This window comes from Halosimplex salinum, from assembly GCF_003730195.1.
Classification (GTDB): Archaea; Halobacteriota; Halobacteria; order Halobacteriales; family Haloarculaceae; genus Halosimplex; species Halosimplex salinum.
This window is the reverse complement of record NZ_QWGG01000006.1, coordinates 167,044-192,236: the sequence shown is the minus strand read 5'-3', so window position 1 is coordinate 192,236 and position 25,193 is coordinate 167,044. Positions and strand designations below refer to the sequence as shown.

Annotated in this window: 25 protein-coding genes; 13 read left to right on the top strand and 12 right to left on the bottom strand. The window is 69.0% G+C overall.

Annotated features, from left to right (window positions below; genetic code table 11):
* Positions 1 to 86: 86 nt before the first annotated feature.
* Together D1409_RS24660 and galT are read left to right on the top strand one after the other, a co-directional pair.
* Positions 87 to 239, top strand: a complete 153-nt coding sequence (locus D1409_RS24660) for a hypothetical protein (protein ID WP_164471728.1) — start codon at positions 87 to 89, stop codon at positions 237 to 239.
* Positions 232 to 1,215, top strand: coding sequence for a galactose-1-phosphate uridylyltransferase (gene galT, locus D1409_RS16320; protein ID WP_123538054.1), 984 nt, complete (start codon positions 232 to 234; stop codon positions 1,213 to 1,215). Before D1409_RS24660 ends, galT begins: the two co-directional genes overlap by 8 nt.
* A gap of 45 nt (positions 1,216 to 1,260) precedes the next feature.
* On the opposite strand, the gene D1409_RS16315 is transcribed toward galT, so the two are convergent.
* The 4 genes from D1409_RS16315 to D1409_RS16300 form a co-directional block, all read right to left on the bottom strand.
* Positions 1,261 to 1,884 carry a DUF7411 family protein gene (locus D1409_RS16315; RefSeq protein ID WP_123538053.1) on the bottom strand — a complete coding sequence of 208 codons (624 nt, stop codon included), beginning with the start codon at positions 1,882 to 1,884 and terminating at the stop codon, positions 1,261 to 1,263.
* The gene (locus D1409_RS16310) at positions 1,885 to 2,244 is read right to left on the bottom strand and encodes a DNA-binding protein (RefSeq protein WP_123538052.1); all 360 of its coding nucleotides are present in this window, start codon (positions 2,242 to 2,244) and stop codon (positions 1,885 to 1,887) included.
* A gap of 193 nt (positions 2,245 to 2,437) precedes the next feature.
* A complete protein-coding gene (locus D1409_RS16305) occupies positions 2,438 to 2,899 on the bottom strand; it encodes a 30S ribosomal protein S19e (RefSeq protein ID WP_123538051.1) in 462 nt (153 codons plus the stop codon).
* Between the two features lie 316 nt (positions 2,900 to 3,215).
* Positions 3,216 to 4,232 (bottom strand): lysylphosphatidylglycerol synthase transmembrane domain-containing protein, encoded by a 1,017-nt coding sequence (locus D1409_RS16300; protein WP_123538050.1) that lies wholly within the window; start codon positions 4,230 to 4,232, stop codon positions 3,216 to 3,218.
* A 128-nt stretch (positions 4,233 to 4,360) separates the two neighbouring features.
* Between D1409_RS16300 and thiL the strand changes: the two genes are divergently transcribed.
* A complete protein-coding gene (gene thiL / locus D1409_RS16295) occupies positions 4,361 to 5,227 on the top strand; it encodes a thiamine-phosphate kinase (protein ID WP_123538049.1) in 867 nt (288 codons plus the stop codon).
* Between the two features lie 25 nt (positions 5,228 to 5,252).
* Here thiL and D1409_RS16290 read toward each other — a convergent pair whose 3' ends face one another.
* Positions 5,253 to 6,428 (bottom strand): site-2 protease family protein, encoded by a 1,176-nt coding sequence (locus D1409_RS16290; RefSeq protein WP_123538048.1) that lies wholly within the window; start codon positions 6,426 to 6,428, stop codon positions 5,253 to 5,255.
* Between the two features lie 459 nt (positions 6,429 to 6,887).
* Positions 6,888 to 7,136, bottom strand: a complete 249-nt coding sequence (locus D1409_RS16285) for a DUF7123 family protein (protein WP_123538047.1) — start codon at positions 7,134 to 7,136, stop codon at positions 6,888 to 6,890.
* 395 nt (positions 7,137 to 7,531) lie between these two features.
* On the opposite strand from D1409_RS16285, the gene pyrH reads away from it, so the two are divergent.
* The 6 genes from pyrH to D1409_RS16255 all read left to right on the top strand — a co-directional run bounded on the left by pyrH (position 7,532) and on the right by D1409_RS16255 (position 15,906).
* On the top strand, positions 7,532 to 8,251 hold the full coding sequence (gene pyrH, locus D1409_RS16280; RefSeq protein ID WP_123538046.1) for a UMP kinase: 720 nt from the start codon (positions 7,532 to 7,534) through the stop codon (positions 8,249 to 8,251).
* The gene (gene lysS / locus D1409_RS16275) at positions 8,248 to 10,113 is read left to right on the top strand and encodes a lysine--tRNA ligase (RefSeq protein WP_123538045.1); all 1,866 of its coding nucleotides are present in this window, start codon (positions 8,248 to 8,250) and stop codon (positions 10,111 to 10,113) included. The genes pyrH and lysS overlap by 4 nt, the downstream gene beginning before the upstream one ends.
* 565 nt (positions 10,114 to 10,678) lie before the next feature.
* The gene (locus tag D1409_RS16270; protein WP_123538044.1) at positions 10,679 to 12,460 is read left to right on the top strand and encodes a site-2 protease family protein; all 1,782 of its coding nucleotides are present in this window, start codon (positions 10,679 to 10,681) and stop codon (positions 12,458 to 12,460) included.
* A gap of 81 nt (positions 12,461 to 12,541) precedes the next feature.
* Positions 12,542 to 14,575: a heme-binding protein gene (locus tag D1409_RS16265; RefSeq protein WP_123538043.1), complete on the top strand. Its 2,034-nt coding sequence runs from the start codon at positions 12,542 to 12,544 to the stop codon at positions 14,573 to 14,575.
* Between the two features lie 104 nt (positions 14,576 to 14,679).
* Complete coding sequence (locus D1409_RS16260) at positions 14,680 to 15,036, top strand: VOC family protein (protein WP_123538042.1); 357 nt, start codon at positions 14,680 to 14,682, stop codon at positions 15,034 to 15,036.
* A 42-nt stretch (positions 15,037 to 15,078) separates the two neighbouring features.
* Positions 15,079 to 15,906: an SDR family NAD(P)-dependent oxidoreductase gene (locus D1409_RS16255; protein ID WP_123538041.1), complete on the top strand. Its 828-nt coding sequence runs from the start codon at positions 15,079 to 15,081 to the stop codon at positions 15,904 to 15,906.
* A gap of 23 nt (positions 15,907 to 15,929) precedes the next feature.
* Here D1409_RS16255 and D1409_RS16250 read toward each other — a convergent pair whose 3' ends face one another.
* Together D1409_RS16250 and D1409_RS16245 are read right to left on the bottom strand one after the other, a co-directional pair.
* Complete coding sequence (locus D1409_RS16250) at positions 15,930 to 16,097, bottom strand: hypothetical protein (RefSeq protein WP_164471727.1); 168 nt, start codon at positions 16,095 to 16,097, stop codon at positions 15,930 to 15,932.
* A 101-nt stretch (positions 16,098 to 16,198) separates the two neighbouring features.
* Complete coding sequence (locus D1409_RS16245) at positions 16,199 to 17,434, bottom strand: MFS transporter (RefSeq protein ID WP_123538039.1); 1,236 nt, start codon at positions 17,432 to 17,434, stop codon at positions 16,199 to 16,201.
* Between the two features lie 193 nt (positions 17,435 to 17,627).
* Here D1409_RS16245 and D1409_RS16240 point away from each other — a divergent pair, with 193 nt between their 5' ends.
* On the top strand, positions 17,628 to 18,008 hold the full coding sequence (locus D1409_RS16240) for a hypothetical protein (protein WP_123538038.1): 381 nt from the start codon (positions 17,628 to 17,630) through the stop codon (positions 18,006 to 18,008).
* Between the two features lie 73 nt (positions 18,009 to 18,081).
* Here the strand turns inward: D1409_RS16240 and sufU are convergent, their stop codons facing one another.
* On the bottom strand, positions 18,082 to 18,513 hold the full coding sequence (gene sufU, locus D1409_RS16235; RefSeq protein ID WP_123538037.1) for a Fe-S cluster assembly sulfur transfer protein SufU: 432 nt from the start codon (positions 18,511 to 18,513) through the stop codon (positions 18,082 to 18,084).
* A 176-nt stretch (positions 18,514 to 18,689) separates the two neighbouring features.
* Between sufU and D1409_RS16230 the strand changes: the two genes are divergently transcribed.
* Positions 18,690 to 19,940, top strand: a complete 1,251-nt coding sequence (locus tag D1409_RS16230) for a PH domain-containing protein (RefSeq protein WP_123538036.1) — start codon at positions 18,690 to 18,692, stop codon at positions 19,938 to 19,940.
* An 8-nt stretch (positions 19,941 to 19,948) separates the two neighbouring features.
* On the opposite strand, the gene D1409_RS16225 is transcribed toward D1409_RS16230, so the two are convergent.
* The gene (locus tag D1409_RS16225) at positions 19,949 to 20,716 is read right to left on the bottom strand and encodes an SAM-dependent methyltransferase (RefSeq protein WP_123538035.1); all 768 of its coding nucleotides are present in this window, start codon (positions 20,714 to 20,716) and stop codon (positions 19,949 to 19,951) included.
* A gap of 89 nt (positions 20,717 to 20,805) precedes the next feature.
* Positions 20,806 to 21,498, bottom strand: a complete 693-nt coding sequence (fer, locus tag D1409_RS16220) for a ferredoxin Fer (RefSeq protein WP_123538034.1) — start codon at positions 21,496 to 21,498, stop codon at positions 20,806 to 20,808.
* Between the two features lie 443 nt (positions 21,499 to 21,941).
* Here fer and D1409_RS16215 point away from each other — a divergent pair, with 443 nt between their 5' ends.
* Positions 21,942 to 22,292, top strand: coding sequence for a hypothetical protein (locus tag D1409_RS16215; protein WP_123538033.1), 351 nt, complete (start codon positions 21,942 to 21,944; stop codon positions 22,290 to 22,292).
* A gap of 16 nt (positions 22,293 to 22,308) precedes the next feature.
* On the opposite strand, the gene D1409_RS16210 is transcribed toward D1409_RS16215, so the two are convergent.
* Entirely contained in the window at positions 22,309 to 23,238 is a 930-nt protein-coding gene (locus D1409_RS16210; protein WP_123538032.1) for a hypothetical protein, read from the bottom strand.
* Positions 23,239 to 23,419: 181 nt separating this feature from the next.
* On the opposite strand from D1409_RS16210, the gene D1409_RS16205 reads away from it, so the two are divergent.
* Positions 23,420 to 25,192: an ABC transporter substrate-binding protein gene (locus tag D1409_RS16205; protein WP_164471726.1), complete on the top strand. Its 1,773-nt coding sequence runs from the start codon at positions 23,420 to 23,422 to the stop codon at positions 25,190 to 25,192.
* The last annotated feature ends 1 nt before the right edge of the window (position 25,193 follow it).

Sequence of the window (25,193 nt, the reverse complement as noted above, 5' to 3'; positions counted from 1 at the left end):
GGGGGGAGTCGGGCGGCCGAACTGAGGATACGACCGCTCGCGCAGTCGGGAGGGTTATTTCGCTGGCGAGACAGCGATGGGATACGATGCGCCGCCGAGACGTCGAAAACGAGAACGGCAATCGGCTGATCTACTACGAGTTCGACGACGAGGCCAGCGGAGACGAGGCCGAGGGCGTCGAACTCGAACGCGACGAGTCCGAGTACGACGACTCCGGGAGCGACGGGGCCGATGTCTGAGCTGCGATGGGATCCGGTCGGGCGCGAGTGGGTCATCACGGCCACCCATCGCCAGGACCGGACGTTCAAGCCGCCGAAGGACTACTGCCCGTTCTGCCCGCCGCGCGACGACGGCGTCCCGACCGCGGTCACCGAGTCGGACTTCGACGTCGCCGTCGTCGAGAACGGCTTCCCGTCGCTGCAGGAAGACCCGCCGGCGCCGGCGGTCGACGGCGACGACCTCCGCCCCGTCGAGCCCGCGAAGGGGGTCTGCGAGGTAGTCCTCTACACGTCGGACCACGAGGCCGTCGCGTCGGAACTCCCGGCGTCCACGTTCCAAAAGCTCGTCCGCGTCTGGCGAGACCGCTACCGCGATCTGGGCTCGCGCGAGGAGGTCGACTACGTGTTCCTCTTCGAGAACAAGGGCGAGGAGATGGGCGTCACCCTCCAGCACCCCCACGGGCAGATCTACGCCTACCCCTTCGTCCCGCCGACCATCGAGCGGGAACTCGACTCCAGTCGCGCCTACCACGACGAGGAAGGCACGTGTCTGTTCTGCGACCTCGTCGCGTCGGAAGTCGCCGAGGGCGAGCGCGTCGTCGCGGAGAACGACTCGTTCGCGGCCGTCGTCCCCTTCTCTGCGCGGTACGCCTACGAAGTGCACGTCTACGCCAAGGACCACCGACCCTCCCTCGATCACTGCTCCGTCGACGAGTGCCGCGAACTGGGGTCGCTGCTCAAGCGCCTCCTCGTCGCGTACGACTCGCTGTTCGGGTTCGAGATGCCGTTCGTCATGGCGACCCACCAGCAGCCGACCGACGGGACCGGCGCCGAGTACGCCCACTTCCACCTGGAGTTCTACCCGCCCTACCGGACCGCCGAGAAACTGAAGTACCTCGCCGGGAGCGAACTCGGCGCCGGCACGTACATCAACAACAAACTCCCCGAGGCAGCGGCGTCGGAACTGGCCGAACTCGTCCCCGAACGGGTCGAGTGACGGCGCGGCCCCGGTCGGTCGAGCGAACGCTCGGCGACCGACTTGTCAGGAACGTCGACCGACGACTCGCGACTGCACGTGCTCGGGAAACACCTCGGAGACGGCTCCCTCACCGTACTCGTCGGCCATCAGTGCGCGAAGCTCTGTCTCGTAATCACCCGTCGGAATATCCTCGCTCGGGCCGGTCTCCACGTCCAGCAGTCGCTCGGCAAGTTCGTCGATGGCGCTCCGGCCGTAGCCCGCGAGCGGCCGGACGTAGTCCACGCCGTTGCGGTCCTCCAGGCTCTGGGCGAACGGCCGTTCGATCACTGGCGCGCGGTCGTCGCGGCGCGTCCCGTCCGCAACGGCGTCGAACGCCCGTCCACCGACCGCCTCGCGACTCGCAACAGTTTCCAGCGCGTGCTCGTGGACTAGCTGGATCCCCTCGCGCGGGTAGCCGTCGTCGACCATCCGCGAGACGGCCTCGCGAGCGACCGACTCGTCCAGCTCGACCGTCTCGACCGGGAACCCCGCCCGCTCGCCCGCCTCCCGGGCGGTCTCGACGACGGACGGGCCGCTGTCCAGCCCGAACGTACAGCTACAGAGCCGTACGTCGTAGAACGGGTCGAGGAGGACTGCAGCGAGCGTCGAGTCCTTCCCGGCGGAAAACAGCGCGGCGACGGTCGCCATCTACCGGCGCTGGATGTCGAAGCTCTGCTTGTCGGGTCGGAGCTCCTTGAGGAGCTGTTTCATCTTCTCCTCGTCGATCTTGCCCTGGATGCGCCCGCTCTGGGCGAGCGCGAGGACCTGCTGTTCGACCTTCTCGCCGAACTCCGGCTTGGACATCTGCACCGTGTTGAGGCGCTTGCGCGCGCCGTCGGTGAGATGCTTGCGCAGCATCGCCTTCTTCTGGGCCTCCTGCTGTTCGCGCTGGGCCTTCATCGCCTCCTCGTCGACGCCCTGGCCACCCTGGCCGCCCTGTTCCTGCAGCTGCTCCATCTTCTCCTGCCGGAGCTTCTCTAGCTCTTCGTCGTTCGGTTCTCCGCTCATAGGGACCACTTGTCGAGTCGTGGGGAAAACGATTTCGGAGCCACCGGCGCCGCGAACGGCTCACGTCCGCGTCGAAACGGTGAGCCACGGACGCGAACGTCGGGTCGAACACCGAGGCGAACGCCGGACAGCCCGCGCGGACGGCGCCGTAGCTGTCGGGCGAGGAGACCGAGAGACGGCCTGCAGAACGGAGTTAGGCGTAGCGTTCGAGCTCGGGTCGGTCGAGGTCCTCGAGGACCTCGCCGGCGACCTCGTCGAGGAGGCTCTGGCCCTCGGGGGTGACGCGGCGACCTTCGCCCTCGGCGGTCAGGACGTAGCCGGCGTCTTCGAGCTGCTGGAGCGCGGTGCGGACGATCTTGCCGCTGCCGTCCGTCGTGTGGTCCGGGCGGACCCGGTAGCGGTTGGAGCCCTGCTTCGAGTCGCCGTAGGCCGTTCGGAGTGCGCCGACGCCGGTGGGGCCGTCGACGGCGACCTTCCGGAGGAGGCTGGCGGCACGGATCTGCCAGAAGTCGTCCTGCTCCGGCGGGAGCTCGCGGCCGACGCCGGTCTTCGCGAAGGTGAGCCAGTCGGGCGCTTCCACTGCGTCTTCCTCGGTGAGACGCTCCGCGACAGCCTCGTTGAGGGCTTCCGCGGGCACGTCGTAGAGTGTCGCCATTGCAGGTGACTTCCGGTGCGGTTCATTTAAGGGCATCGTTCGTCGGACGGGTACGGCAGAGCGACACAGGGGGAGCGAGACCCGACCGGAGGGAGGGGCCTCGGAAAGATGCGAGCGGGGAGCGGTGCGAGGCGTGAGCGAAGCGACCCGCGAGCCACGAGCGGGGAGCGGTGCGAGGCGTGAGCGAAGCGACCCGCGAGCCACGAGCGGGGAGCGGTGCGAGGCGTGAGCGAAGCGACCCGCGAGCCACGAGCGGGGAGCGGTGCGAGGCGTGAGCGAAGCGACCCGCGAGCCACGAGCGGGCGGACCGACGACCTCAGTCGCGAACCCCGAGCGCGAAGGCGACGCCGCCGCCGACGACGGTCGGGAAGACGTACGTCGCGCCGCGGTGGACGAGCACCGCCGCGCCCGCGGCGGCGGCGGGGACCGGAGTCGTCGACGCGAGGAGCGCGATCAGCACCGCGTCGACCCCGCCGAGACCGCCCGGCAACGGAGTCATCCCGGCGACCGCACCCATCGGGACGACGAGCAACACCGCGGAGAACTCGACCGTGTGGCCGAGCGCGAACAGGGAGAGCCACAGCGAGAAGCACATCGCCAGCCAGCCCAGCGCCGAGAAGCCGATGGCCTCGATCAGCGTCGAGCGACTGCCCGCGACGCGGTCGATCGCGGCGAAGAAGCCCTCGATGCGACGCTCGATGTCCGCTGGCGTCGGCGGCGTCTTGCGCGGGACGATCCGACCGAGGAACCGAACGATCGGCGTCACCGCGCGGACGACGGCCGCTTCGAGTTCGTAGCGGTACTGCCAGCCGAAGTACGCGGCGGCCGGGATCCCGACGGCGAGGGTGACCAGCGCGCTCGTCGCGAAGACGAGGTTGCGGCCGAACTGGGCGGCGCCGGCCAGCACGAACGTCAGGCCGACGGTCGCGTACGCGATGGAGGGGACGAAGTGGATGGCGTCGACCGAGGCGATGGCCGCGAGCCCGGTCTCGTACTCGCGGTCGGTCGCCCGCGAGATGAGGTAGCCGCTGACCGGTTCGCCCCCCGCCTGCCCGAAGGGAGTGACGTTGTTCGAGAAGACGGCGCCGGCGAACACGAGCGCGCTCATCACGACCGATATCGGGGCGTCGAGCGCGCCGAGGACCGCCCGGAGCGCCAGCCCCCAGAAGACGAGCCAGCACACCGCGACACCGAGGATGGCGAACAGGTAGGCGACCTCGATCCCGCGGAGTTGCGAGACGATGTCGTCGATGCCGACGACCCACACGAGAGCGGCGAGAACGACCGCCGCGCCGGCGAATCCGACGACAGTCGCCCACCTGTCCCCGTTCATGTCCGCGACGAAGGGCGTCCCGGGCTTGAACCCACCGGAGTGGCGCCACCGCGGGCGGACGGCCGGCCGGTGTCTCGCCCCGACGAGCGGATCACAGAGGGTTTTGACCCGGCGGGCGAAAGCGGGCTATGGACGAACGGACCGCGCTGGGACTGCTCGCCGACCGGCTTCCGGCGGCGGGCGACGACGCCGCCGTCGTCGACGGGCAGGTCGTCACCACCGACATGCTCCACGACCGGACGGACTTCCCCGACGGGACGACCCGCTACACCGCCGGCTGGCGGGCAGTCGGCGCCTCCCTGTCCGACGTGGCCGCGATGGGCGCCGCGGCCACGGCGGCAGTCGCCGTCTACGCCGCCCCCGCCTTCGACGAACGCGAACTCGTCGACTTCGTCGACGGCGCGGCCGACGCCTGCGAGTCCGTCGACGCCGAGTACGTCGGCGGCGACCTCGACGACCACGTCGAGTTCACGGTCGCCACCACCGCCCTGGGCCGGACCGACGACCCCGTTCTGCGGTCGGGCGCCCGGCCCGGCGACGCGGTCTGCGTGACCGGAACGCTCGGTCGAAGCGCGGCCGCCCTCCGGCTGTTCGAGCGCGGTGAGACCGAGCGCGCGAACGACTTCTTCCGGTTCGATCCCCGGATCGCGGCGGGCCGAGCGCTCGCCGGCAGCGCGACGGCGATGATGGACTCCAGCGACGGGCTGGCGCGGTCGCTCCACCAGCTCGCCGAGGCCAGCGACTGCGGGATGGCCGTCGAGTCGCCGCTCCCCATCGACGACGTAGTCGAGGAAGTAGCGGACGGCACCGACGAACGGCTCGAACTGGGCGCGTTCTTCGGTGAGGACTTCGAACTCGTCTGTACCCTCCCCGAATCGGACCTCGACGCGGTTCGCGCGGAGATGCCGGTCGCCCTGACCCGGATCGGGACCGTCGTGGACTCCGGCGTCACGCTGGACGGCGACGCGCTCCCGGACCGTGGGTACACGCACTGAGCGGTGCTGGTCGCAGATTACTCGCTCACGCGGCCAGAATCTCGAAGGGCACCGGCGTGAAACAGAGGAGCCCGAGCACGAGCGTCAGCGCGCCGACCGCCTTGCGACGGCGGTCGATGGGTTCGTCGCGGATCGGCGTCGCGGGGCCGGCGTAGGCCAGGCCGACGGCGATCAGCCCCCAGAACGCCCAGAGGACGACCGCGTTCGTCGCCTCCTGTGCGACGTAGAGGTAGCCGGCGAGGCCGAACAGCACCGCCGGGACGGCCGCGGCGACGGTCTCCTGACGCGGACCGAGGATGGCCCGGACGATGTGCCCGCCGTCGAACTGCCCGACGGGAAGCAAATTGAGGAAGGTGACGAACATGCCGACCCAGCCGCCGAAGATGACGGGATTGGCGGCCAGCGTCGGGTCCGAATACGAGAGGGGCTGTCCGGTCAGCTCCGCGAGCGCGACCAGCAGGAGGGGGTCGTTGAACCGGAGCGACGTTGACGACCCCTGTAGCACGCGCTCGGGGACGGTGATCGGATCGAGGTGGAGGCCGATCACCGTGACGACGACTGTGGCCCCGAGTCCCGCCAGCGGGCCGGAGACGCCGATGTCGAACAGCGCCTTCCGGTCGGGGATGCGGCCGCGCATCCGGATCACCGCGCCCATCGTCCCGATGAGCGAGGGGAACGGGATGAAGTAGGGGAGGCTCGCGTCCACGTCGTGGTAGCGGATCATGACGTAGTGGCCGAACTCGTGGACGGCGAGCACCCCGAGGATGGCCGCGGTGAACGGCCACGCCTCCAGCAGGGAGAGCGGCCCCTCGATCTCGACGTAGTACCACTGCGTGCCCACGAGGAGCGTCGACAGCACCGTCAGGACGAAGAAGACGAGGTTGGTCCACGGGACCCCGTCGATGTGTGGCGAGCGGGGTTCGGCGACGAGGACGTACTGTGGCCGCGTGGGCCCGAAGCGGTCCTCGACGACTCCCGTCTCGTCGAACGAGGCCGCCGACTGGGCGCGGGTCGTCAGCGACACGTCGTAGCCGGCGTCGCGAAAGAGCCCCCAGAGCTCCCGTTCCAACTCCTTCGCGGACGCGAGCGGCGTCCCCAGATAGTATATCGTGTCGTCGGCGACCCGGACGTCGGTCACCTGGAAGACCGACTGTACGGCTTCGACCGACGGCCCGTCCGCCGGCGTGCGACGCTCGTCCATCGGTTTCCGGTTGGGTTCACCCCGGTATAAATCCCGGGAAGTGGCCGACGTCCGCCGCCCGGCGCGGCCGCTCGACCGGACGAGGAGTGGTGAAAACGGGACCGGGACGCCGTTCGATACGGGTCCCGCGTATCAGGGGAGACGGCGGCCGCGCGTGCGGCCGTGGAGTGCGGGGTGTGTCAGTTGTCTGCAGGGTGTGGTGATCTGTGGTGGAGTCGTGTGGGGTCTGTGGTGGAGTTCGTGGTGGGGTCTGTGGTGGAGTTCGTGGTGGGGTCTGTGGTGGAGTTCGTGGTGGGGTCTGTGGTGGAGTCGTGTGGGGTCTGTGGTGGAGTTCGTGGTGGGGTCTGTGGTGGAGTTCGTGGTGGGGTCTGTGGTGGAGTCGTGTGGGGTCTGTGGTGGAGTCGTGTGGGGTCTGTGGTGGGGGTGTCGTCGACGTAATCGGCGGTTACCGGTCCGGTATCACGCCGTTTCGACGCGCCACGTGGTCGCGCTCGTGTAGGACCACTTCTCGACCTCGAGGTCGGTGGCCGTGTCGCTGATCTTCACCATGAGCGCGCCGATCTCTTTCGGCGACAGGCCGACTTCGTCTGCGATGAACTTGCTCTTGAAGTACATCTCACCGTCTTCGGCCTTCTGGGTGAGATAGGCCTTCAGTCGCTCTTCTTTCGACGGCTCGTCTTCGTTGGAGGGCTGGAGTATCGAGCTCATGTTGTCGCCTCGCTTCACCCTGACACCCGTAATCCCATATAAAGGGAGGAAGCTTCGCATCGCTTCGTGTCGTTTCACAAACCACCCGGCAAAAACGGGGTGAAATCGGTCTTTTAGAACGTTTTCTGAGATAGTTAGACGTTTTATAACTGGTTCTAAACCCCTCGTTTGGTTTTGCGCCTCGCTCGCACGGCCGCCGATTTGCGCGGTTTTCTGGCCCCGTTCAGTTCAAGGTTGAGGTAACATTTTCCGCATCCCCGTCGGGCGGCCGGTGCGACGCGTCGCGAACGCGGGTCCAGCGAGCGGCGTGGAGCGGTGACGTGCGGCGGTCGGCGCCACAGGGCGGCGTCGCGGCTTGACAACCCTTAAGACGGGCTCGCGGCTACGCCGTGCCAATGAAAGCAGTCGTTTCTATCGGCGGGAGCGTCCTCGTTCCGTCAGTCGGTCCCGAACGGGTCCGGGCCTACGCCGACGCGATCGAATCGCTCGACGCCGACGGATACACGCTCGGGACAGTCGTCGGCGGCGGGCCGACGGCGCGCGAGTACATCGGCGCTGCGCGGGAACTGGGCGCCAACGAGATAGAGCTCGACCAGCTCGGGATCGAGGTCACCCGACTGAACGCGCGACTGCTCATCGCCGCGCTCGACGAACGCGCCGCGCCGACGCCGCCCGAGGACTACGAGACCGGCCGCGAGGCGATCCGGCGAGGCGACATCCCGGTGCTGGGCGGCACCGTCGCGGGCCAGACCACGGACGCCGTCAGCGCCGCCTTCGCCGAGTTCGTCAACGCCGACCTCCTCGTGTACGCGACGAGCGTCGACGGCGTCTACGACGACGACCCGAGCGAGAACGGCGACGCGACGAAGTTCGCGGAGATCACCGCCGCCGACCTCGTCGACCTGATCGCGGACCTGGAGATGGACGCCGGGAGCAACGCCCCGGTCGACCTGCTGGCCGCGAAGATCGTCCAGCGCTCGGGTATCCGAACGATCGTGCTCGACGGTGACGACCCGGAACGCGTCGAGCACGCGATCCGCACCGGCGACCACGACGGCACCGACGTGGTCCCCGAGGGCGTGAGCGAACCGCCCGCGGAGTGGACCGACCGATGAGCGAGAGCGACCCCGAGAGCGGCGTCGACGGCCCGAGCGCCACCGCGAACGCGGACGAGACCGACGCCCCGGGCGACACCGAAGCGACCGACGACACCCGAAGCGACGAGACCGACGGCGAGAGCCACTACGCGTTCTGGGCCGACGAGGTCGCCGACGCCGTCGAGGCGCGCGACCCCGAAGAGCCGATCGTGATCAAAGGCGGCATCTCGCCCTCCGGCGTCCCCCACCTGGGCAACGTCAACGAGATCATGCGCGGTTACTTCGTCGCCGAGGTCCTCCGCGAGCGCGGCTGGGAGGTCCGCCAGGTGTTCACCACCGACGACCGCGACCCCCTGCGGAAGCTCCCCCGGAAGCTCGCCGACCTGGACGGCAAGATCGTCGATCTGGGCGACGTGAACGCCGGCGCGCTCGGCAAGAACCTCGGGCACGCCTACACCGACATCCCCGACCCCTTCGGCTGCTGTGACTCCTACGGCGCGCACTTCTCGACGCTCATCGCCGAGTCCGCCGAACTGCTGGACGCCCCCATCGACGTCGTCTCGACCACCGAACTGTACGAGTCCGGGCGCATGGACGACGTCGTCGAACACGTCCTCAGAAATCGCGAGCGGGCCCGCGAGGTCCTCTCGGAGTACCAGGCCAAGGTCGACGAGGACTACGTCCCGTTCAACCCGTTCTGTTCGGAGTGCGGCAAGGTGACCGAGACCGTCACCGACGTCGACGTCGACGCCCGCGAAGTCGAGTACCGCTGCACCGACATCGAGGCCGGAAACCGGACCATCGAGGGCTGTGGCCACGAGGGCACCGCCACCTTCCGCGAGGGGAAGCTCCCCTGGCGCTTCGAGTGGCCCGCCCAGTGGCAGGTCCTCGGGGTGGACTTCGAGCCGTTCGGGAAGGACCACGCCGAGGGGTCGTGGCCCTCCGGCGTCGACATCGCCGAGAACGTCCTCGACATCGAACCGCCGGAACCGATGGTGTACGAGTGGTTCACGCTCGACGGCGAGCCCTTCTCCTCCTCGGAGGGCAACATCGTCCTGGCCCACGACGTGCTGGAGATGCTCGAACCCGAGGTCGTCCGCTTCTTCTTCGCCAAGGATCCCAACAGGGCCCGCGACTTCAGCGTCCAGCGGCTGGACCAGCTCGTCGACGAGTTCGACCGCGTCGAGCGCCTCTACTACGGCGAGGAGTCCGGCACCGAGAAGGAGACCCGCCGGGCCGAGCGCGTCTACCCGTTCCTGCTCTCCCTGGACGACGTGCCGCCCGAGGCGCTGGCCGCGAGCGACCTGTTCGACGCCGTCGAGGCGGGCGACGACGGTCACGCTGTCACCTTCGACCACAACGACTCCGAGGACCGGCGGCGCCGCCGCGAGTTCCTCAACGGCGAGTTCGCGAAGCGCGTCCGCCTCCCCTACACCTTCGCCGCCGTCCTCGGCATGTTCGACGACGAGGACGCGCGCGCGGAGACGGCCCGCAAGGAGGGCCACGTCGCCGACGACGACCCCGCCTGGGCCGTCGAGGACGCCTTCGGCCGCGTCGCGCTCGCCAGCGAGTGGGCCGACCGCACCGACAACGAGTACAACTACACCGTCGCCCGCTCGGATCGACCCGAGGTCTCCGTCGACGAGGCGACCGCCGCCGCGCTCGCCGACCTCGCGGACTTCGTCGCCGAGGGCCACGACGGCGAGGCCATCCAGGGCGAGATCTACGAGGCCGCGCGGCGCCACGACCTCGAGGTTGGCGACTTCTTCTCGGTGGGCTACCGGCTGTTCTTCGACGAGCAGGAGGGGCCCCAGCTGGGCTACTTCCTCGCCGACCTCGACCGCGAGTTCGTCGTCGAGCGGTTGGGCCGCGAGCGGTAGCCCGGTCGTCAGTTTTCCGAGGGCCGGCGGTGTTCAGTGGGTATGCGAGTTGAGTGGTTAGTTCTGTTAGGGTTGGTGTGGAATGAAGTCGAGTGAACGGAACCACAGTCGACAGCAAGCGATGAAAGCCCTCGACGCGCTCGCGGTCGCTGAGCAGGATATCCTCGCTCCGCTCGGATAGTGCCTGCTCAGACGACTGTACTGAACGCGAGCGCGCCTCGCCCTTTCAATCCGCCAGTACAGCATTGCAAACAGCCACACGCCTCCCCAACCGATTGCGGTGCTCGCTTCGCTGCGCTCCTCATCCCTCGCGCGACGCCGTCTCGCGACGAGACGCTCGACGGCGCGCGCCACCGCAATTGTTCACTCTGCGGACTCTACTGAGCATCCGCGCGAACGCAGTGAGCGCGGTTCACCGCATCGAGGCCGAAGGCCGAGATGCGGCCTTTTTCACCCATGTTTTTGCCGGAGGGGTTCCCGCAGGGAGCGCAGCGACCGAGGAAATCCCTCCGGGAAAAAGATGGTAACCAAACGCTCTTGACGGGCAGGCCCATGACTTCGGGTAATGGTACGCCCGCTGTACTGGGTACTCGCCGGTATCGCCGTCTACACGGCGGGGGCGATGGCATTGCAGGCCAGGGGGAAGCTCCCCGAGTCCGTCCGCGTCTCCGGCCCCATCACGACCCTCCACACCGGTCGCGGTCGCGAGTTCCTCACGAGACTCGCCGCTCCGAAGCGCTTCTGGCGCGCCTGGGGCAACCTCGGTGTCGGGATGGCCCTAGTCACGATGGTCGGCATGTTCGCCGCGATCTTCAACGCCGGCCTGCAGGCCATGCAACAGCCCGAGCGCCAGCCCGTCCAGAACCCGCAGAACGTGCTGGTCATCCCCGGCGTCAACGACTTCCTCCCGCCCGCCGCCGCGCCCGAGATCGTGCTCGGCCTCCTCATCGGTCTCGTCGTCCACGAAGGGGGCCACGGCCTCCTCTGTCGCGTCGAGAACATCGACATCGACTCGATGGGACTGGCCTTCTTCGCGTTCATCCCCGTCGGCGCGTTCGTCGAACCCGACGAGGAGAGCCGGCTGAAAGCCTCTCGGGGCAGTCAGACGCGCATGTTCGCCGCCGGCGTGACGAACAACTTCCTCGTCGCGTTCGTTGGCTTCCTCATCCTGTTCGGCCCGGTCTCGGGCTCGATCGCCGTGGCCGCCGGCGTCCCGGTCGGCAACGTCGCCGAGGAGTCGGCCGCCCAGGAGGCCGGGCTGGGCTACGGCGACCTCGTCACCGAGGTCGAGGGCCAGCCCATCGCGAACGTCACCGAGTTCGAGGCCGCGCTCGCCGACATCGAGGACCGCGAGGTCGAACTCACGCTGAAGAGCGGCGAGACGACGACGCTCGAACGGAAACTGATGCTGATGCGGTCGGTCCCCTCGGTCATCGACGGGATCGAGCCGAACCCGGACGACCCGACGTTCGTCGAGGCGATAAACGGGACCGACGTCTACACGGAGCGCGGGTTCGCCCGCGCGATGAGCGACCGCGAGACGGCGACGATACGGACGAACCGCGGGAACGCGACCTTCCCCGTCGGTGCCTACGGGCTCGCCGTCGAGAACGGCCCGCTCGCGAACGCCTCCGTCCCGACCGACGGGACCGACGTGATCGTCACGCACGTCGACGGCGAGCGCACGCCCAACGCGTCCGCGTACAGCAGCGTCGTCCGGGGTCTCGAAGACGGCTCGACGGTCGACGTGCGAGCGACGGTCGGTGGCGAACCCGACACCTACTCCGTCACGGTCGGCTCCGGGGCCGACAGGGGCGACGCGCTCGGGCTCCGCACCCAGCAGGGGTACAGCGGGATCGGCGTGGTCGACACCGGGATCGACGTGTACCCGGCCGCGCAGTTCCTCTCCTACCTCGGCGGGTTCAGCGGGCCCTGGGGCGGACTGTTCAGCGGGCAGTTCCTCCAGCAGATGTTCGTCGTCCTCCTCGTGCCGTTCCTGAGTACGATCGCACCGAGCATCGGCTACAACTTCGCCGGGTTCGTCCCGGACGTCGCGAACTTCTACACCGTCACCGGCCCCCTCTCGGCGCTCGGCGGCGGCGTGTTCATGATCGCGAACGTCCTCTTCTGGACCGCGTGGGTCAACCTGAACCTCGGGGTGTTCAACTGCGTGCCCACCTTCCCGCTCGACGGCGGGCACATCCTCCGCTCGTCGGCCGAGTCCGTCGTCGCCCGGCTCCCCATCGAAGACGGCCGCCGGGCCACCACCGCGGTCACCGCCTCGATCAGCCTCCTGATGCTCGCCGGCCTGTTCCTCATGCTGTTCGGCCCGCAACTGTTCGGCTGACGGGCTCGCGGGCCCGCCGTTCGGCGGCCGCGGGCGTCCGGAAAGACAAGTTTCCTAAACGGCGACTCGCTACTTGCCGGTATGGTCAGACGTGAGCCGCCGCAGACGGAAGAGGGGTGGTACGCCTTCCACGACCTCCGGACGGTCGACTGGGAGGCCTGGCGGGACGCCCCGGAGCGCGTCCGCGAACGGGCGCTGGAGGAGGCCGTCGACTTCCTCCGGTCCGCCGAGGCCGTCGCCGACGCCGCCGAGGGCGACTCCGCCCTCTACGGTATCGTCGGCCACAAGGCCGACCTCATGGTCGTCCACCTCCGACCGACGCTCGCGGACACCGAACGCCTCGAACGCGAGTTCGAGCGCACCGAGTTCGCACAGTTCACCGAACAGAGCTACTCCTACGTCTCCGTCACGGAGGCGTCGGGCTACAGCGACCGCGCGAAGGAGTACTTCGACGGCGAGGTCGACGACGACTCCGGCCTCGCCCAGTACATCCGGTCGCGGCTCCACCCGGAGATCCCCGACAGCGAGCACGTCTCCTTCTATCCGATGTCCAAGCGCCGGACGCCCGACCAGAACTGGTACGACCTGCCCTTCGAGGAGCGCGCCGAGCACATGGACAGTCACGGCGACATCGGCCGCGGCTACGCGGGCAAGGTCGAACAGATGATCACGGGCTCCGTCGGCATCGACGACTGGGAGTGGGGCGTCACCCTCTGGGCCGACGACCTGACCGACGTGAAGGAACTCCTCTACGAGATGCGCTTCGACCCCTCCTCGTCGAAGTTCGCCGAGTTCGGCCCCTTCTACGTCGGCCGGAAGTTCCCGCCGGCGGACCTGGACGCCTACCTCGCCGGCGAGCACGTCCCGGCCGCCGACGCCCCCGCGGAGACGAACGGCGAGCAGGCGGCCCACGCCAGCGCGTCGAACGCCGGCCGCGACGGCCACGGCGGCGGCGCACACGGCCGCGGCGACGGCTCGGCCGATCCGCCGGCGGAGAGCCACGCCGGGAACGCGACCGGCAGCGCGGACTCGACGAAGGGCGGAGCGGCCGAGACCGCCGAGGCGACCGCCGAATCGAACGACGGGAGCGCGAGCGGCGGTCCCCCGGCCGCGGTGCAGGAGGGGACCGACGACGACGCCGTCGAGGAGCAGGAGGCCGAGGAGATGGGCCGGACGCTCGCGAACTTCGGCGTCTACCCCGAGGACTACGACGACGGCGACTACGGACTGGTCTGTTTCGCCGACGCCGACGCCGAGGCGCTGGTCGACGAGGTCGACGGCCTGCGCGGCAACTTCGAGCACTACGACACGCACGTCCTGACGAGCGTCCGCGCGAACCAGGGTCAGACGGCCATCGTCAGCGTCTGGGCCAACGAGCGCGCCGCCGACACCGCGCTCGGGTTCCTCACCGACATCGACGCCGTCAGACACAGCGCCCGCGGCCCGCTCGGCGACGCCGACGCAGTCTCGGACGAGACCGACGAACGCGACGCGGCGGAGACGCAGGCGAGCGACGACACCACCGCCGCCGACATCCGCGAGGAACTCGCGGCGGAGGGCGTCTACGCCGGGCAGCCCCACGGTGAGGACGTGTACGCGCTCGTCCTCTACTCCGAGGCCGACCCCGAGACCCTCGACGACGAGGTGTCGGACCTGCGCGACGGGTTCGACCGCTACGACACGCACGTCAAGACGGCGGTGTACAGCGACCACAGCGACGAGGACGGGGCGGTCGCCGTCGTCAGCCTCTGGGAGACCCAGAGCGCCGCCGACACCGCCGCGGACTTCCTCACCGACCTCCCCGATATCGTCGGCCGCCCGCAGGAGCGCGAGGGCTTCGGGACGATGGGGATGTTCTACACCGTCGTGCCCGAACACCAGCAGGACTTCGTCGACACCTTCGCCGACGTCGGCGAGGCGCTCGCCGAGATGGACGGCCACCGCGAGACGGCCCTGCTCGCCAACCGCGAGGACGAGAACGACATGTTCATCGCCAGCCGCTGGGACGCCAGGGAGGACGCCATGGCCTTCTTCCGCTCCGACGACTTCCGCGAGACCGTCGCCTGGGGCCGCGAGGTCCTCGCCGACCGTCCGCGACACGTCTTCCTGGCGTAACGACGCGCGTCCGGTCCGGTCACCGACCCTCGTTCTGACGCCGAACTGTCATCATTCGCCGCTACCGACAGGCGCTTTTCGGCGGGGCGAGATGATTCTAGTGCATGATCGAGCTAGAACATATTACCTTCGCTTGTGACGATCCCGAGGAACAGGCGACGTTCTGGGAGCGAGCACTGGGAGGCGAGCGGCGCGACCTCCCCGCCTTCGACTCGGAGATCGTCGACCGAGAGCGCGGTCCCGCGCTCCTGTTCAAGGAGCTGCCAAAAGGGACCGAACGGAACCTGCCGATCCACCTCGACTTCGCCGCCGCGGACCGGGCGACGGCCGTCGAGCGCCTCACCGAGTTGGGGGCGTCCGTCCGCGAGACGAAGACCGAATCCGGCGAGGGCTACACCGCGACGTGGACCGTGCTGGAGGACCCGGAGGGCAACGGGTTCTGTGTAACCGAGTTCGAGTGAGCCGCCGACAGCTACAAGCCGCGGATAGCCGAACGGCGACCCATGACCGATCGACTGGCCGACAGCGTCGCTGTCGTCACCGGCGGCGCGCGCGGCATCGGCGAAGCGACCTGCCGGCGACTGGCAGACGACGGCGCCGACGTGGTCGTCGTCGACGTACTGGGCGAACGAGCCGAGAGCGTCGCCGGCGACATCGCGACCGAGACAGACAGCGAGACACTGGCCGTCGAGACCGACGTGGGCGACGAGGCCGCCGTCGAGGCGATGGCCGAGCGCGTCGAAAGCCGCTTCGGTGGGGTAGACGTACTCGTCAACAACGCGGGGATCAGGGTCGACCCCCGGCCCGTCACCGAGGCCGACGAGGATAGCTGGGACCGGATCGTCGACGTGAACCAGAAGGGCGTCGCGTTCTGCGCGAAACACCTGATCCCGCTGATGGTCGACGGCGAGACCGGCGACGGGGACCGGAACGGGTCGGTCGTCAACGTCGCGTCGATGGGCGCCGAGGTGGGCCGGCCGGACTGGGCGCAGTACGACTCGACGAAGGGGGCGATCGTCGCGATGACGAAGGACATGGCCTGCGACCACGCGCCCGACGGGATCCGCGTCAACGCCGTCTCGCCGGGCTACGTCGTCACCGAGTACCACCTCCCCGACGACCCGGAAACGGCCCGCGAGTACCGCGAGGAGCAGACGACGCCCAGCGCCGACGGCCCGGGGATCCTCAAGCGTGCGGCCGAACCGCGCGAGATAGCCGACGCCGTCGCCTTCCTCGCCTCGGCGGAAGCGTCGTTCGTCACTGGGACGAACATGCGGGTCGACGGCGGCGTCTCGGCGGTCGGGACGGGGCTGGACTGGGACCCGGAGTGAGGAGTGTGCCTCGCGGCGGGCCGTCACCCAGTTTCAGAGGACGGGAACGAAATGTCCAGTCGATAAATCGCGACGAACGCGAGGAGGAACCCCAGAGCCGTAGCCAGCAGGGTCTGTACGGAGATGCCGAGCGGGAGCGACAGTAGCGGGAAGACCAGAAAGTTGAGCGCGACGAGACTGACGAACCACACCAGGACGAAGTCCGACAATCTCCTCACATCCATGGTTCGTACGGTCTCGACGAGTGTTCGACAGTTGATGTATCTTTCCCGTCGTTCCGTGGACGGCCCTGTCACCTGTCGAACGCCCAGAGGACGAGCGTCAGGAGCGTCGCGGCGACGAGCGCGGCGGCGAGCAGGCGGAAGGCCGCGCCGAACCCGGCGGTCTCGGAGAGGTAGCCGACGATAGCCGGTGCGACCGCGCCGGCGCCCATCAGGAGCGTCCGAACCACGCCGAGGCTCCCGCCCGCGACCGACTCGGGGACGACGGCCATCATGTACGCGCCCCGGACGGGGCGATAGCCGTGAGCGCCCAGACCGAGGAGGACGACCGCGCCGCCCAGCAGCAGGGGACCGCCGGTCGCCGAGAACGCCAGCACCGCGACGAGCCCGGCCGTCGCGGTCCCGAGCGTCAGCGCGAGGATGGGGACGACGCCCACCCGGTCGCTCGCCTCGCCGGTCACGAGCTGGACGAGGCTGACGACGAACAGGGCGCTGAACAGCAGGTTCGCCGTCGCCGCCGAGACGGCCGTCTCCTCGGTCAGATACAGCGGGAGGAAGGCGACGGCGCCGTTGTACGCGAAGGAGAAACACAGCGTGACGACGACGAACAGCGCGAACCGGCGGTCGCGAAACAGCGCGACGTACGTGCGTAACGGAACACCGCCGTCTCCCGACGCGGCGTCGGCCGACCCGGCGCCGTCCTCGGTCGCGCCCGCCGGCTCGTCCGGGAGCCGTCGCGGGACGCGACGGGCGAACAGGAGGGCGAGCGCGATACCGACGACGCCGGCGGAGAGGAAGAGCGTCCGCCACGGCGCGCCGAGGACGGGCGGGAGACCCGCTGCGACGACGACCGCCGCGGGCGCGGCGACGCCGCCGAACGTGCCGAACGTGTCGAACACCCCCAGCGCGCGCCCCGTCCGGGCAGGATACGCCCGCGAGAGGAGGCTGACCCCGACCGTCTTGTAGGTCCCCGTGCCGGCGCCGACGAGCGCCATCGCGCCGACGAGTACCCACAGGGGCGCGTCGACTGCCAGCGCGAGCGCGCCGCCCGCCGCGACGAGCGCGCCGACGGTGATCACCCGGACCGCGCCCAGCCGGTCGGCGAGCAGACCGGAGGGGAACTGCATCGCCGCGTAGACGAGCATCAGTCCCGTGAACGCCGTGCCGAGGACGGTCCGGGAGACGCCGTAGGTCGTCCCGATCGTCTCGAACAGGGGCGGGAAGGCGTAGCGGAGGAACTTCCCGAGGAACCACACCAGCGCCGTCGCTACGAGCGCGTCGAATCGCGCGAGTCGGCGGGCTACCATCGGTCACCTCCCGACGGGCGGGAGAGCCGAGGCGACTCAGCCCCGTCGGAGCGGCCCGGTCGCGGACCGCGGCCGGCGGTCACCGTCGTCGGTCTCACGTTGTCGGTGAAGGCGCGTTCGGGGGGAAATACGTCCCGGTTTCGGAGAGCACGACCCCAACAGACCCAAGACCGTCGCGGCGGAACGGACTGGCATGCCAGACGATAGCCGCGACGGGGACGACCCCGGCCCCGGCGGCACGACGCCGACAGACCTGGACGACACACCGACCGTCAGCTGTTCGCGCTGTGACCGCGAGTGGGACCTCGCCTACGAACTCGACGACCTGGGCGTCGGGAACCAGGCCATCGAACAGTTCGCGCTCGACCACAAGCGCCACACCGGCCACTTCCCGGACGACGTGACGACCTGGCTCGCGAAGTGCCGTCGCTGTCCCGAAGGGTCCGAACACCTCGTCCGCCACGCCGCCGAGCGATGGGCGAACATCCACGCCCGCCACACCCGCCACTCGGTCGAGATCGAACACGGTATCGACGACGAGACGACCGTCGTCGAGCCCGAGGACGCGGAGTGAGCGCGGCTCTCCGGAGAGTAGCGCCGAAGAAACACCGCCGAAATACCCGCTCAGCAGCCCGGACTGCGACCGCTCACTCCTCGTCGTCTTCGGTCGTCGTCCGGTCGACGTCCTTCTCGCCGAAGTAGATCTCCGCGCCGTCCTGTGCGACCTTCTCGGCGAGCACGGCGCACTTGATACGCATCGGCGAGATGTCGACGCCGAGCATGTCGACGACGTCGTCCCTGTCCATCTCCTCGAGGTCCGCGACGCTCATCCCGGCGAGTTGCTCGGAGAGCATCGACGCGGAGGCCTGCGATATCGCACAGCCGTCGCCGCGGAACGCGACGCGCTCGATTGCCTCCTCGTCGTCGTCGAGGACGACGTCCATCTCGATAGTGTCGCCGCACATCGGGTTCTCGCCGACGTGGGTGAACGTGGCCTCCTCGATCTCACCGTAGTTCCGCGGGTTCTTGTAGTGGTCGAGGATCTGCTGTCGGTACATATCCGATCCGCCGATGCCCATTGGTGGGCGACGATACGCTCTAGCGGCGGAAAAGGATTCCGAGGGACTCGTTCGCACGCGCCCGGCAAACGTGCGGGTAAACGGTCCATAAATCGGATCGGCGGGTGTCTTCGTGGCGTGAATCTACACCGAAGTTTATTACCGACCCTCGTGGATATACTCAAAGAGCACAGGGTATGTTCGACCGAGTCAACGACGCGATATCCGGTGGGTCGGAATCTTCCGACGCCGACGCGGAACATCTAGACGATCTGTTACGTGATGGCGAAGAGCTGAAGCACGCGCTCGCGAACGGCGGGACGATCGAACACACGAAGGACGGTCGAACGACGACGATCGAATCGGGGGGCGACCACGGCGCGTTCATGCTGGTCACCGACGAGCGGGTGCTGTGGGTCCTCGGCGACCAGCCCGACGAGGCCGAGATCGCCTTCGAGATGACTGCGCTGCAGACCAGTCACGTTCGGAAGGGGCTGCTCAACAGCAAGATCGAGGTCCAGACCTACGACGAGACCGTCGTCTTCGACCCCGACGAGGGGGACGTGGAGGCCGCCGAGGACTACATCGACAAGGTCGGGTCGTCGTGGTCCGAGATGTCCGCCGCGCTCGCGCAGGCCCGCGACGCCATCGCCGCCTTCGAGGACGCCTGCGAACGCGGGGAGAACCCCGACCAGCACGCGCTGTCGGCCCGGTCGCAGTTCTCGCAGGCCCGGCGGTGTGCCACTCGCGAGGACCGCGCGCCCGAAGAGAAGATCCGGGCCGAGATCGATACGGTCGTCGAGGAACTCGACCACGCCCGCGTGAACGCGTGGCTCGACCGCGCCGAGGCAGCCATCGAGACGGTCGAGACGGCGCTCGACGAGGAGCGCTACGGCGACGCCTGCGGCGAGTACGTCGACGCCGCCGAGGCGCTGGAGGAGGCGCGCGACACCATCGGCGACGTCGACCGCGTGCCGGTGGGCGCCCAGAAACGGCTCGACTCGCTCGACGACGACCTCCGTACTGCCGGCGAGGCGTTCCTCGACGACGCGGCCGGTCGCTGCGAGACCGCGCTGTCCGCCGAGGACGCGACCGTCGCCGTCGACGCCTGGGAGGACGCCTTCGAGCGCTACAGCGCCGCCGCCGACGCCGGCTGGAACGGGCACGCTCCCGTCTCCGAGGGCGCGCTGGAGTACCAGCTCGCCTGGGTGACCGCCGGCCTGCTCGACGCGATGAGCGCGCACGCCGAGTCGCTCGAACGCGACGGCGACGACGCCGAGGACGACGACGAGGCCGGCGACTACTACGAGGACGCCGAGGAGTGGTTCGAGCGCGCCAGCGAACTGGCGACCGACCACGAGCACCACGCACCCGACGACTACGAGGACGCCGTCGACCGCGTCGAAGAGAAGCGCCTCGAGAGCGCCGGCTGGGAGTTCGGCGGCTAACCCCGAACTCACCGCGCAAGCGCCACGACCCGCTCGGACTCCAGCGTCAGGTCGCTCCCGTCGAATCCACCGAACAGTGAAACCGTCTCGAATCCGGCAGACTCACACAGATCCCGGAGCACAGGCGGCGCGTACAGCCGATTCTCCCACTCCATCGTGTCGACGTAGTCGTAGCCCGCCCCGGTCGCGTCGAACACGTCGATAGTTGTCTCGAACTGCCCCGTCCCGGGGTCGTACGCCTGCCGATAGACGGACAGTCGGTCGTCGCTCTCGCTGACCGTCGCCGCGTCGAAGTTCCGGAGCAGGAAGTCGCGATTCGACAGTTCGACGACCAGCACGCCGTCGTCAGCGAGCAACTCGCGGGCGTCCGCGAGCACTCGCTCGTCGGTCGCCCGACCGTAGTACCCGATCGAGTTCCAGAACACCGTGATCAGGTCGTACTCCCCCGACCACTCGTCGAGGTCGCGCATGTCGTGGTGGCGGAACGCCGTCCGGTCGGCCACGCCGCGGTCGCTCGCACGCTCGCGCGCCCGCTCGACGAACGACGCCGAGAAGTCCAGCCCCTCCGCCTCGACCCCCCGGTCGGCGAGCGCCAGCGCGTGTCGGCCCACCCCGCAGGCGATATCGAGCGACCGCTCCGGCTCGCAGTCGCACTCCTCGGCCAGCAGGTCGAGCAGCGCCGCCACCTGCTCGTCTGCCGCGTCGAACACGTCCTCGAAGCTCTCCGCGAACAGATCCGCCTGCTCGCGGAAGAGCCGCTCGGTCCAGTGGCTCACGTTCGTCGCGTCGATGCACCCACAAAAAAGTCTGGGGCCGGCGTGCGACCGAGTGACGAGGGGAGTCGGCGTGCGGCCGAGTGACGGAGTCAGTCGTCGTGAGCCTGCTCGAACGGCCGCGGCGGCAGGAGTAGTTCCTCGAGTTCCGGCATCGCCTTGACGTTGTAGAGGACCTGTAGCTCGTCGGAGACCGGCATCCCGTTACAGGACAGCTGGAACCCCTTCTCGAGCATCTCCGGCGGGAGCACGTGGTCGACGCGAGTCCGCATCTCCCCCTCCAGGATGATGATCGCACAGTTCGCACACGCGCCGCCGCGGCAGGCGAACGGCCACGCGAACCCGTGGCGCTCGGCCGCTTCCAGCAGCGACTCGCGCGGCCGAACCCAGAACTGTCCGTAGTCCTCCCGGTCGAGTCCCCCGTCCGCGGCCACCTCGAAGAGCTCCTCGTCATCGACGTCCCACCCGTGGTCGTCCAGCACCTCGTAGTTGAGGTACTCGACCCGACAGCGACGCTCGCGAGCCGGCCGCTCGCCCTCCTCACCGGCGGCCCCGGCGCCCGCGGCCCGCTCGCCCGGTGACCGCTCCTCGCCCCCCTCACCGTCGACCGCCTCCTCGGCACCCCCGTCCTTGATCTCCTCGTAGGCGGCCCTCACGAGCTGGAACTCGCGAGCCGATCCCCCGTGGTCGGGATGGGCGTCCTTGATCCGCTCCCGGTAGGCCTCCTGTATCTCCTCGGCGTCCGCGTCGGGGTCGACCGAGAGAACGTCGAACGGCGATTCCACGCCCGTCACTAGCGGAATGACTTGCTTAAACCCCACCATCTTTTTCCCGGAGGGGTCGCGGAGCGACCCCTCCGGCAAAAACATGGGTGAAAAAGGCCGACTGCTCGGCCTCCGGCCTCGCAGTCGGTGAACCGGCGCCTCCGGCGCCGGACGTTAGCTCCACCTGCCACCGCAGTCCGCCTCCGCGGCCCGCCACCGCCTCCGCAGACTGCTACCGCCACGCGGACCGCTATCGCAACAGCCACCGCCTCCGCAGACCGCCACCGCCTCCGCAGACCGCCACCGCCTCCGCAGACCGCCACCGCCTCCGCAGACCGCCACCGCCTCCGCAGACCGCCACCGCCTCCGCAGCCCGCTACCGCCACCGCTTCCGCAGACCGCTACCGCCGACTCACTCGACCTGACCGGCGCCGTTTTATACAGTGGGGCTGACACCTTCTCTCATGGACGACGGCCCAGAGGCGGGAAGCGACCGCGGCGAATCCGGAGTCGCCACCCGGCGGTCGCTGCTGGACCGACTGGGCGAAGCCCCGCCGCCGGACTCGACACGCGAGCGGTTCTGGAACACCGTCTGTCGGTTCGCACCGTTCTTCTACCTCCTCCTGCTGGTCGTGACGGTCTTCCTGATCATGAACGTGCTCGTCCTCGCACTGGTCCCGGGCGCGTCTGTGTCTCCCGGGACCCAGCAGGGATCGCTCGTCGTCGTCGGGATCAACTTCGCGCTGCTGGGTCCGACGGCCCTGGGCGTCGGCTTCGTCCTCTGGCGGTGTCAGCGGCTCTCGGCGAGCAACTGACCGGGCCACCGCTGGTTCAGTCCTGCTCCGTTTCGGCCAGGAAATCGGCAGTTTCGGCGGCGAGCGTCGCCAGCTGTGGATCAACGTCGGCCGCCGCGAGCCGGCGGAGCGAGTCGATTGCTTCACTCGCGCCGGCGTGACCGAGCGCTCGCACCGCGTAGACCTGCACGCCGTCCCCGTCCGCATCGAGGGCGTCGATCAGGTCGTCGACGACGGGCTCGACGGCCGCGGAGTCGGCGCTCGCGACGGTGGCGAGCGCGTCGGCCGCGCCGACACGGGCCGCCGCCGGTTCGGCCGCGAGTCCCGCGGCGAGGTCGTCGACGCGGTCGGCCAGCGTTGTCGGGTCGCTCTCGGCCACTTCGACGAGCGCGTGGGCCGCGAACTCCCGGATGCCGAACGTCCGAACGCGGTCCTGCTGGATCTGATCGCGCCTGGCGGACAGCCGCTCGACTCGCTCCTGTCGCTCCCCGTCCGGCAGGTCGGCCAGCTCGTCGCCGGTCGGCACGTCGACCGACGGCGGGTCGGCCAGCGCGTCGACGAGCGCGTCCGCTTCGGGCACGAAAGCCCGCGGGTCACTGTCGAGCACCGGAACGAGCGCACTGACCGCCCGATACCCCTTCCGCGGCGGAATCTCGGTGAGCATCCCGACGAGTCGCGGAACCACGGGCCGGACGAGCTCGGGCCGGTCCCGCGCCAGTTCCGCACAGACCAGCGCCGCGTCCCCCTCGGCGACGGGGTAGCCGTCGTCGAGCGCCGCACGGACCGCGTCGGCGTGCTCGGCTACCTCGTCTGGATTCGACCGCGCCACGTGAGCGAGCGCGCGCAGGGCGAGCGCCCGACTCGTCCCGTCGTCGGCGTCGAGCGCGTCCACCAGCCTCGCAGTCTCGACCGACTCGGGTTCCGCTCGCGCGGCTTCGAGGTGCGCGTTCACGTCGAACTCTGTCATGCGTGTCCCGTCAGACCACGAACAGAAGAATCTGTTGGCGTGTTTCACGGCCGCTACGGGCCAGTCAGTTCGAGTCGGCGAACTCGCGTCCACGCGAGCCTGTCATTCTCACTTCCATTTAAAAAGTACACTCAGTTTCGAAGAAACATTTATGAAAGAGTGGTATGAAGGACCAATCCACATGTCTCCAGAAGAGAAGGAGAGTGGGGGCTACGGTGCGGTGGTCTCCCGACGGCAGTTCGTATCGCTCGCGGGAACGACAGGCGCGGTCACCCTCGCGGGGTGTTCGGGCGGCGGCGGAGCGGACGACGAAGACGGTGACGGGGGCGGTGGCGGCGGTCAGCAGGACGTCTGGTTCCGCGGGACACAGACGGACTTCCAGGCCTCGGAGTACCAGTGGAACCCGCTGGTGGGCTGGTTCATCCCGCACGACCAGTTCGGGATGTGGGCGCCGTGGACCCAGTACCAGATCGGAGCCGACGAGTTCGTCCCGCACCTCGTCCAGGAGTGGGAACACGGAGACGGCGAGGTGACGCTGACGCTCTCGGAGGAGTTCACGTGGGGGGAGAGCGGCGACCCGGTCACCGCCGAGGACCTGGTGTTCCAGCTGGAGGTCGACCGGGCGGCCAACGTCGCCGTCTGGGAGTTCATCGACGACGTCGAGGCGACCGGCGACTACGAACTGACCATCTCCTACCCCTCGGAGACCAGCGAGGACATCGTCAACTACGCGCTGTTCGACAACAACCTCGCCGACCGGCCGCCGGCCAACTGGGAGGGGACGAACTGGGAGGAGGACCCCGCGGGCGTCGAGGTCGCCGAACCCGACTCCTCCGGGCCGGTCCACCTGACCGACCACACCGACCAGTACTCCCAGACCGAGGTCAGGAGCGGGCTGGACGGCGTCGCCGACCACGCGCTGGCCGAGCAGTACAACTGGACGGGCTACCGCGTCGAGTACCGCGACGGCAACCAGGCGGCCCACACCTCCTACATCGAGAACGAGGCCGACGGCCAGCACAGCCTGTTCGTCCCGCCGAACGTGCTCGACCAGTTCCCCGACTCGGTCCGCGAGTTCTCGATCCCCGGCGGGTTCGGGATGGGGCTGTGGTTCGACCAGGACCACGATATCTGGGGCCAGCGCGCGGCCCGACAGGCGCTCATGTGGTCGATCAACCGCGAGGCCGTGATCGCCAACGTCAGCGACTCCTCGAAGATCCACCACCCCGCACAGACCGGCCTGACAGCCGGCTCCGTCGAGAACTGGTTCGACTCGATGAACCCCGACGCGTTCACGGCGTACACCCGCGACGACGACCGCGCCGACGAACTGCTCTCCCAGATCGGCGAGAGCAAGGACTCGATCGGAACCGTCCCGATCACCTTCCCGGCGGGCTGGTCGGACTGGGCGACGGCATGCCAGGCGATCGTCGACCAGTTGACCGACGCCGGCTGGGACGCCGAGGCCGACTCCCGCGAGTCCGGCCCCGGCGGCTACGCCAACTCCGACGACTGGGTGGTCTGTGCCGACCAGCACACCCTGGGCGGCGCCCCCCGGATGGCTCACCCGTACTTCTCGCTGGACTACATCCTCCGGAACCGGTTCCGCGACACCGAGTCGCACTTCACCGGCTACCTGAGCGAGGATCCGACCGTCGAGGTCGACGGCGAGGAAGTCGACGTCATGGCGTCGCTGAACGAACTCGTCCGCACGGGCGACAGCGACCAGCAGGCCGAGATCGTCCGCCGACTCGCGCGGGTCGTCAACGAGGACGTCCCGGTCGGAGTCATCATGGAGAAGTACGAGCAGTCGTTCGTCAACACCGACCGCTTCGAGATCCCCGAGGAGTCGGACCACTTCCAGACGTTCTGGCCGATGTGGTGGCTCCCGAAGGTCGACGAGACGCTGGACGGCTACGACACGCCGGGGCTCATGAAGGCCACCGGCGAGTGAC

What these genes read in the sequence shown, in the direction of transcription:
- pyrH (WP_123538046.1), top strand. Translation starts at nt 7,532, where the DNA reads ATGAAAGCAGTCGTTTCTATCGGCGGGAGCGTCCTCGTTCCGTCAGTC.
- thiL (WP_123538049.1), top strand. Translation starts at nt 4,361, where the DNA reads ATGGACGAACGGACCGCGCTGGGACTGCTCGCCGACCGGCTTCCGGCG.
- D1409_RS16310 (WP_123538052.1), bottom strand. Translation starts at nt 2,244, where the DNA reads ATGAGCGGAGAACCGAACGACGAAGAGCTAGAGAAGCTCCGGCAGGAG.
- D1409_RS16290 (WP_123538048.1), bottom strand. Translation starts at nt 6,428, where the DNA reads ATGGACGAGCGTCGCACGCCGGCGGACGGGCCGTCGGTCGAAGCCGTA.
- galT (WP_123538054.1), top strand. Translation starts at nt 232, where the DNA reads ATGTCTGAGCTGCGATGGGATCCGGTCGGGCGCGAGTGGGTCATCACG.
- D1409_RS16285 (WP_123538047.1), bottom strand. Translation starts at nt 7,136, where the DNA reads ATGAGCTCGATACTCCAGCCCTCCAACGAAGACGAGCCGTCGAAAGAA.
- sufU (WP_123538037.1), bottom strand. Translation starts at nt 18,513, where the DNA reads ATGGGCATCGGCGGATCGGATATGTACCGACAGCAGATCCTCGACCAC.
- D1409_RS16315 (WP_123538053.1), bottom strand. Translation starts at nt 1,884, where the DNA reads ATGGCGACCGTCGCCGCGCTGTTTTCCGCCGGGAAGGACTCGACGCTC.
- D1409_RS16265 (WP_123538043.1), top strand. Translation starts at nt 12,542, where the DNA reads ATGGTCAGACGTGAGCCGCCGCAGACGGAAGAGGGGTGGTACGCCTTC.
- D1409_RS16245 (WP_123538039.1), bottom strand. Translation starts at nt 17,434, where the DNA reads ATGGTAGCCCGCCGACTCGCGCGATTCGACGCGCTCGTAGCGACGGCG.
- D1409_RS16240 (WP_123538038.1), top strand. Translation starts at nt 17,628, where the DNA reads ATGCCAGACGATAGCCGCGACGGGGACGACCCCGGCCCCGGCGGCACG.
- D1409_RS16305 (WP_123538051.1), bottom strand. Translation starts at nt 2,899, where the DNA reads ATGGCGACACTCTACGACGTGCCCGCGGAAGCCCTCAACGAGGCTGTC.
- D1409_RS16300 (WP_123538050.1), bottom strand. Translation starts at nt 4,232, where the DNA reads ATGAACGGGGACAGGTGGGCGACTGTCGTCGGATTCGCCGGCGCGGCG.
- D1409_RS16260 (WP_123538042.1), top strand. Translation starts at nt 14,680, where the DNA reads ATGATCGAGCTAGAACATATTACCTTCGCTTGTGACGATCCCGAGGAA.
- D1409_RS16255 (WP_123538041.1), top strand. Translation starts at nt 15,079, where the DNA reads ATGACCGATCGACTGGCCGACAGCGTCGCTGTCGTCACCGGCGGCGCG.
- D1409_RS16230 (WP_123538036.1), top strand. Translation starts at nt 18,690, where the DNA reads ATGTTCGACCGAGTCAACGACGCGATATCCGGTGGGTCGGAATCTTCC.
- lysS (WP_123538045.1), top strand. Translation starts at nt 8,248, where the DNA reads ATGAGCGAGAGCGACCCCGAGAGCGGCGTCGACGGCCCGAGCGCCACC.
- D1409_RS16205 (WP_164471726.1), top strand. Translation starts at nt 23,420, where the DNA reads ATGTCTCCAGAAGAGAAGGAGAGTGGGGGCTACGGTGCGGTGGTCTCC.
- D1409_RS16270 (WP_123538044.1), top strand. Translation starts at nt 10,679, where the DNA reads ATGGTACGCCCGCTGTACTGGGTACTCGCCGGTATCGCCGTCTACACG.
- D1409_RS16210 (WP_123538032.1), bottom strand. Translation starts at nt 23,238, where the DNA reads ATGACAGAGTTCGACGTGAACGCGCACCTCGAAGCCGCGCGAGCGGAA.
- D1409_RS16215 (WP_123538033.1), top strand. Translation starts at nt 21,942, where the DNA reads ATGGACGACGGCCCAGAGGCGGGAAGCGACCGCGGCGAATCCGGAGTC.
- D1409_RS24660 (WP_164471728.1), top strand. Translation starts at nt 87, where the DNA reads ATGCGCCGCCGAGACGTCGAAAACGAGAACGGCAATCGGCTGATCTAC.